The 7,049-nt window shown below is 51.0% G+C and carries 5 protein-coding genes; 2 read left to right on the top strand and 3 right to left on the bottom strand.

The window, feature by feature from the left end; translation table 11 throughout:
• Positions 1 to 166: 166 nt before the first annotated feature.
• Positions 167 to 472: an AlpA family phage regulatory protein gene (locus HY36_RS18930; protein ID WP_081806275.1), complete on the top strand. Its 306-nt coding sequence runs from the start codon at positions 167 to 169 to the stop codon at positions 470 to 472.
• 217 nt (positions 473 to 689) lie between these two features.
• Here HY36_RS18930 and HY36_RS17495 read toward each other — a convergent pair whose 3' ends face one another.
• On the bottom strand, positions 690 to 4,526 hold the full coding sequence (locus HY36_RS17495) for a hypothetical protein (RefSeq protein ID WP_035555744.1): 3,837 nt from the start codon (positions 4,524 to 4,526) through the stop codon (positions 690 to 692).
• A gap of 212 nt (positions 4,527 to 4,738) precedes the next feature.
• Entirely contained in the window at positions 4,739 to 4,984 is a 246-nt protein-coding gene (locus HY36_RS18925; protein ID WP_035555743.1) for a helix-turn-helix domain-containing protein, read from the bottom strand.
• A gap of 91 nt (positions 4,985 to 5,075) precedes the next feature.
• Here HY36_RS18925 and HY36_RS18485 point away from each other — a divergent pair, with 91 nt between their 5' ends.
• Positions 5,076 to 5,564 (top strand): hypothetical protein, encoded by a 489-nt coding sequence (locus HY36_RS18485; protein WP_155842036.1) that lies wholly within the window; start codon positions 5,076 to 5,078, stop codon positions 5,562 to 5,564.
• A gap of 114 nt (positions 5,565 to 5,678) precedes the next feature.
• Here HY36_RS18485 and HY36_RS17480 read toward each other — a convergent pair whose 3' ends face one another.
• Positions 5,679 to 6,866 carry a tyrosine-type recombinase/integrase gene (locus HY36_RS17480; protein ID WP_035555738.1) on the bottom strand — a complete coding sequence of 396 codons (1,188 nt, stop codon included), beginning with the start codon at positions 6,864 to 6,866 and terminating at the stop codon, positions 5,679 to 5,681.
• Between the last annotated feature and the right edge of the window lie 183 nt (positions 6,867 to 7,049).

The raw sequence follows: 7,049 nt of genomic DNA, 5'->3' as shown, positions 1-7,049 counted from the left end.
GTTAGTGAGGGCAAGATTAAGGGAGTGTCACACAGTGACACCTAACCCATTGTCTGCACGTCTATTTTTGTGTGACACCTCCCCGGAGGCGCTGTCACCCGAATTTCGCGATTCTTCCGCCGCAATTTGATTAATTGCGAAATCCCGTGTTCTCCCTTCAAACTGAATGGCCGAACTGCGGGAGTCCGAAGATACTCCTGGCATGACGAAACGCCGGCTTTCCAACTCTGATGTTCCGTACGATTTCGAAATCGATCACGCTCGTGCACATATGCGTCGGCCAATTCGATTCTTGAGTCTCAACCAAGTGCTCGACCGCCTTAGCGTTGGACGCTCAACATTGTACTCGCAAATCAAAGACTCCGTACGCCCCTTTCCTTCCCCAGTTCATATCGGTCGTAGAAGTGTCTGGGTCGAAAGCGAAGTCGAAGCTTATATGGCCTCACTGATCCATTCTGAACGGAGTTTGTGAAGTCCTCTACGGTCGCACGCTAGCTAAGTCAGATGCAGATAGCACGAGTTAACGTAGGTGAATTTCCCTACAGATTACCGAGTTGACTGTAGCGACCTTCCTCTTTCTAGAGGAGCCGATAAAGCTGAGCCAAATTGGTGCATCAGATATTACTTTTGCACTCCGTGTACTTTGGTCAGTGTATGTGTCGAAGATTGTCCATCAATTGCTGGAAAGCTTATTCAAAACGCTGCTCTCTGCGACTGCTCTGTTCAATCTCTTGGGCTCGGTTTATTCGGATTGATTGTTCGATAATTCGTAGTTTTGTTTTCGCAAGTTGGCAGACCTCCTCTGAGGAATGCTCCATCAAGGCTGCAAAGGCCTCGGCTCTCCTCTCGAGTATGTCGGCTAAGGAGCCGGACCACCCAGACGGCCAAGTATTGGCAGCGATGATATCGACAACGCTGGATTTATCTTCGACCACATTGAGTAGTGCCATGATATGATCGCTAAGCACAACCCGTTTGGGGTTGGACGACGGTCCTTCACCAGCTTCAGCAGTCGAATAAGTGCGCACTGACTTCGCTATCTTACCCAAAAGGGTTTGGTCTCCCTTACACCAAGCAATGAGTCGGTCCACGGATGCATCGTTGAGCTGAGCCCCGCGTGATTCATAACTGAGATCTCGGAAAAGCGAATGAGAGAGCAGGTCTTCGTTGTCATCTCTGTCTCCATGACTAAAGACCCGATCCAGAACTAACTCAGGGAAGTTCTTGATCAAAGGTGAGAGGCATTCTCCCATCTCAAAGCCGTAAAGGCGGTAGTTTTGAATCCCATCACATAAAAGCTTCACTATCACAGTCACCTCATCACTGGGTGCGGAAGCAATGAGGCATCGGTCAGCAACTCGACCAAATCCGAGGGATCTGAACTGCCCGATCTCATCTCTGCGCATTGCGGCCATCTTTGTTATGGCTTTTCGACCCACCGCAAGCAGTACTTCGGTAGGGACATAGTCACTATTCTGATCTATAAAGAACCGCATTTCCAAAATTTGGAAGACTACCGCCACACCGCCATCTGCTTCCAGCAAAGCAGACAAGAGCTCAGAGAGATCGTCGTCGGTTATAGCTTCATGTTTCCGACCGAGACTAATATGTGTGTACTGCCAAGCGGCTAATTCCCCAGCCTTCGCTAGGTCGATGAGTTTTTTTGCCCCCCAAGGAGCAATGGGTACTGAACTTAGCAGGTTAACAAAGTGTGCCTTAAGTTTTGGCACCTCCAGAATTCGCTCCTGCAATTGGCGTGCTTGGTTCGCGTCTCCATCGTGGACTTCGTGGATGTAGCCTTGCAACAGAACTGGGTAGATTTGATCAAGCTGCGACTTTTCTAGCTGGCCTACCAGGAATTCGAACGTCTCGCCGCGTTTCGAACTGCCACGCGCCACCCCCTTGCCGAAGTACCAAAGTGCATCGAAATGCCTCCCCCACAGGCGTTCTCCCATTTGCTCCAAGTACTTTGGATCCGCGCACGCCAGCTCACCAAGACTGATAATCTTGTCGCCTAACTTTTTCTGACTTTCCGAGAAGATTCCGTCTTTGAGTTCGGCGTGGTCCCAGGTGTTAGAAAGTGCATAGGCTTCGATCTCAGAATAGGGATCGTTTGGAGCAGAAACTTTCTCGAGCTCCTTCAACCGCTCTAACAATGACGCTTCATGCTTTTCCCCATCAAAATACAACGTACTCTTTATGGACATCCAAATCTCAGGCCACGCACCTCCCTCGGCGTGCGCTCGAACAATTTCTTCAAGGACATCGAAACAGCCTGCGAGTGTCCAAAGGCTTCTGAAATTTGGAGCAAGCATCTCCTTTGCCCATTTGGCTTCGTGAAGCTTATTTGATTCCAAACTTCGCTGAAGGAGCCCTACAAATCCGACGTACCAATCTATTCTTTCTTGGCGTGTCTTTGGCTGCCAACCTGAGCCCCGCTTCCGAGCTCCAAAACCAAATGTTGCAAATGAACTCCAGTGAGAAACTTCCAAAGCAGCGTGAAGGAGATCGCTTGCAATTTCGTGATGCCTAGGAATCGGCGACTTGAGTAGTTTCGCAACAAATTCCTGACGCCGTAGTGGGGACGCCTCTGTTCCAGATAGATAAAGCGAAAATAGGTGCTTCATCTGCCCCACAATACTATTGTTATTCTCACCCTTTTCTTCGGTTTCCGCAAACCTTAGCAATACCTCGATGGCGCGATCAAATTGATCGTCCTCATACGCAAGGTGACACAACAGCCGGACAAACAGGTTGAAATGTGGATTTGAACGTGACGCGAACCCAGCAGTTTTTGTCGCAGTCTCTAGCGCTGTCAGTACAGTTTCTGGGAATACAGGTGCAATGTAGTCTAGGCAGGTTAGAAGTTCTGCATCGCACGACGCAATGTCGTGTAACGGCGCTCCTGATGCCACCCAGCTGTCGGCCAAGTTTCGAGCTGGTTGGAAATCATGCAAATACCCAATTCGGTGTGCGCAAGACTTAAAGAGCCGCACATTGCACTGCTTGAATAACTCCGCGTTTATGTCGTCTAACGGTAAGTTTTCGAGCGCACGCTTAGCAACGCGATTTGCTAAAGCATGTGGCAGGACGGCGCGCCAGTCCCCACGTTGCTGTGATAGTTGCCTGCGCAACAATTCTGCTTGGTCTCGATGAAGAGTTCTGCGGTCCAGACCCGAGATCCGGCCAAGCGCAGATAATTCATCATTATATTCATCGGGTGAGACATTGAACGAATACACCAGCGAAAGTACCTCAGCGCTTTCGAGCAAACTTTCACTTGGCCCTTTGCGTTGACTAAACAGCCTATTGAACAACTCTTCATCAGAGAACTTCGACAACGTTTCATCTGCGTCCACTCTGCTCGACAGCGCGATCGCCACACGAGCGTTTCCGCCCGAAAACTCCGCAATCTTGTCAGCGTTCACTCGCCCTAAGCCAGGAAAACGCTTTTGTACCAGCTTCGAGACAGTCTGTTCGCTCGATGGCTCAAGATGTATTACTTCAGTTTCTTCGGGCTTGTCATCGGATATGTCGTACTCAATCGTCAGTAGGCGAAGTTTCGTTCCGCTTGCCGCAACTTTTTTTTGCAAGAGTCGATGAACATCGGGCGGGCAATTGTCGAGAACCAAATATGCGCTACTGTCATTCGCAATTAGATGGGCGACCAATTCTGAAGCGGAAGGTGTAAGATCATCGCCCAAATCTGCGTAGATGGCATTAGAGCTCGGCAAATGGCCCTCCCCAACCCCCTCTTCAAAAAGAGCTTGAGCAAATCGTGTTTTCCCAACCCCTGACAGCCCCGTTATGCGGACCGCGCTACCAGCAGGCTTAAGTCTGTCTCGCGCTAACTTAATGCCGTCGAGCAGAGGCTGCGAAGCTTTCGACGCCAAATTTGCGAATAAGACGCACGGATGGTCATCTACCAAGAACTCATCTTCTAGCTCTGCTGGTGTTGCTGCCCAACGCTCGAAGGGTCTCCAGCCAGAAAGTGGCTTGCCGAGCCTGTGCCTTGCCCACAATGAAACCCCAGGATGACTGCGGAGCCACGTGATGATCCGATCTCGGCCATAAAAATCTAATTTTAGGTTCTTCTTATTGGCAAGTGCGTCAATGGCTGCTTTCATGCCTGTCAATCGGTCTGCGAGCATCTTTTCTGAACAGTCGTCTTTCCCACTTACAATTATGTAGGCTCCGTGTTGATTGGCGATGTTTTCAATAACCTGTTTAACTTTGCCTTTGCTTTGCATCTCCTTGGTGCAGGCAGACTTGCCCATGGAGTGCTTTTTGACCTGATATCCGGTTGTACTCCGCGGAACAAAGTTTGGCTTGAGTAGCTTTCCGGCGTCCTTAACGCTGACGTCAATGCCTCCGTCAGCGGCTTCTTGAGCACCTCCCCAAGTGACCAAAGCAGCTTCTGATCCTTGCTGTACAAGTTCTGCTTCGCACAGGCGACCTATAAGCTCTCGTAGGTCGGCATCGGTTAGCGCAGAAATATCCTCGGGTCGAAGTTCAAAATACTGCAAGTTGAGCCTATTCGTGATTACTACTGAAACGCTCAACCTAATGGTGTCGCGCTATGTGGTCTAGCTACGGGAAAATAGTCACGCATTCTGTGCAGGAACATTATTTTGCTGCAAGTATTCTTCAAAGCTTAATGAGGCTCTCAGCAACGCTAATGTCAGCAATCGTGATGATTGTGCGTTATCGACTGTTATTAAGACCATAGCTTTTTAGACTAGTCTTTCAGCCTAACGCCTGCGCCGCCATCGGCACTCTCCTGCGGCCCAAGAAATAAGACTCCCCCTTTTTCCAACGCTCTGCGTACAGCATCAACATTGGCCTCAGTACTTGCCGACGGGCCGCGGTCACTCTCCATTCGCCTTATTGTGGGAACAGATAACTTCGCCGCCTCTGCCAGCTTAGGCTGGGTCCAATCAAGGAGGGCACGAGCGGCTCGGAGTTGCGCAGCAGTGAGGCTCATATTTTTCTTTTCAGATCATATTTACATAAAACGATCACGCTGATATGATGCGTGATATTAAACAACTCATGTGTACCATAAAGGCAAACCCATGTCTCGACGCCGAATTGGTGTGGAGGATGCTCTTCCACGCACTTCATCCAACTTTTCTCGTCGGCAGCTCGTGGTGGGCGCGGCCCTTGGCTCAACGATATCAAAGCTTCCTTCCCTACCGGATCCAGCAGTCGGTGCTTGCAAATCCTGGCTAGAATTAGAAGACCAATACACTGCTTTGATAGATATCTGGCAGATGACTGAAACCCGTCTAATCCGAGCGGGCTATTGGCGCGATCATCCTGAACATACGAGCATGAACATTTCTGAACCTAGGGAGCTGGAAGAGATTGATCGACGGTTGCATATGCTGGAGAAAAAGAAGCAACAGCTTCTCCTCGCTTTGCCGGAAATACCCGCAACAACCAATCGGGGTATTGCATTGAAGCTAGATGTTCTCGCTAAAGTGATCAATCCGGATGAAAATCAGACGACTCATGACCTTGCAATGAGTATTCGCCGCAATCTTGCTCTACCAAATTTCTAAAGTGGCCATTTCATACAGCACGGCGGTGTGTTTTGCGCCCCCAACGAACACCAGTACGGAGGGCATCTGCTCCCGCCCCCCACACACATTCCGTGATCATACATTATTCCGCAGTCAGCTTGAGGCGAAACTCACGACTTCCGCAGCCCACCACTCTGCCATTTCAACGCGCTGATCCCAATACGTGGCTCGGTGATATGCTTTGCGAACCTGATCTGCCCCCATATGAGCCAACTCTGCTTCGATGGCATCTGGGTGCCATTTGCCGCTTTCATTCAGCAGACTTGAGGCGCTTGCGCGGAAGCCGTGGGAGGTCATCTCATTGGCGCTGAAACCGAGGCGACGGAGAGCCCCGTTTAGCGTGTTCTCGCTGATCGGTTTGCCGCGCGAGAGTTGGGAGACAAAAACCCACGGCTCATGGCCAGTGACGGATTCAAGCCGCTTCAGGATTTTCACCACAGGTTCTGACAGCGGCTTGCGATGCTCCCGGCGCATCTTCGTGCGCTCTGCCGGAATGGTCCATATGCGCTTCTGAAGATTGAATTCATTCCATTTCGACAGGCGGAGCTCGCCAGGACGTGGATAAAGTAGTGCCATGAGCTGAAGGCCGGCTTGAGTTTCTATTGCTCCATCATAGTCCCAGATGGCCCGCACGAGGCCAGCAAAGCCATCACGGTCAACGATAGCCGGGCGGTGGCGAACTTTAGGTACGATCAGTGCCCCGCGAAGCCCGGCAGTCGGATCATGTTCGCAGCGTGCAGTGGCGACGGCATACCTGAAGACCTGGCTTATGACTGCGCGTAGACGCCGGGCTGTTTCATAATTGCCGTCTGCTTCGACTTTGCGAAGCGGCACGAGAACGTGCGCTGGCTTCACCTGAGTGACCGGCATGTCGGCCAAATCGGCATTTGCAATACCGATCAGCCACGCTTTCTTGGAGAGCGTCGTATCGGCTAGACCTTCCTTGCGGTTCTTCTCCAGCAGCTCCTCGGCGATGGCCGAGAAAGTATGCTCTGTGAGGGCCTGCCGTTCGAGCTTATCGATTTTGGCCTGCTGCATGGGATCAATCCCTTCGATCAGCAGAGCGCGGGCTTCGGCGCGCTTCTCGCGCGCTTTGGCGAGCGAGATCTCGGGATATGCCCCCAAAGCCATCAGCTTCTGTTTGCCGTCAAACTTGTACGCAAAGCGCCAGAGTTTCGACCCCGTAGGACGCACTTCAACGAACAGATTTCCGCCATCTGTATAGCGGCGGGGTTTTTCCTCAGGTTTGAGACTGCGGATCTTCAGATCGGTAAGAGGCATGGTATGGTACCGGCAGCTTTTCGACTGCTAATTGATACCATACTACCAGCGAGCGTACCATATCTATGTCTGGATCTCAGCGGATCACGGCGGACGCTAGCGGACGGTCGATCCCTATAACTCCCTGATTATATGGAATTTTGCAGACTTTCTCGGACGCTGAAGGATGCACTCAAAAAGCTT

It is taken from the genome of Hyphomonas atlantica corrig. (assembly GCF_000682715.1).
Lineage (GTDB): Bacteria > Pseudomonadota > Alphaproteobacteria > Caulobacterales > Hyphomonadaceae > Hyphomonas > Hyphomonas atlantica.
This window is presented reverse-complemented; position numbering and strand designations above follow the sequence as displayed.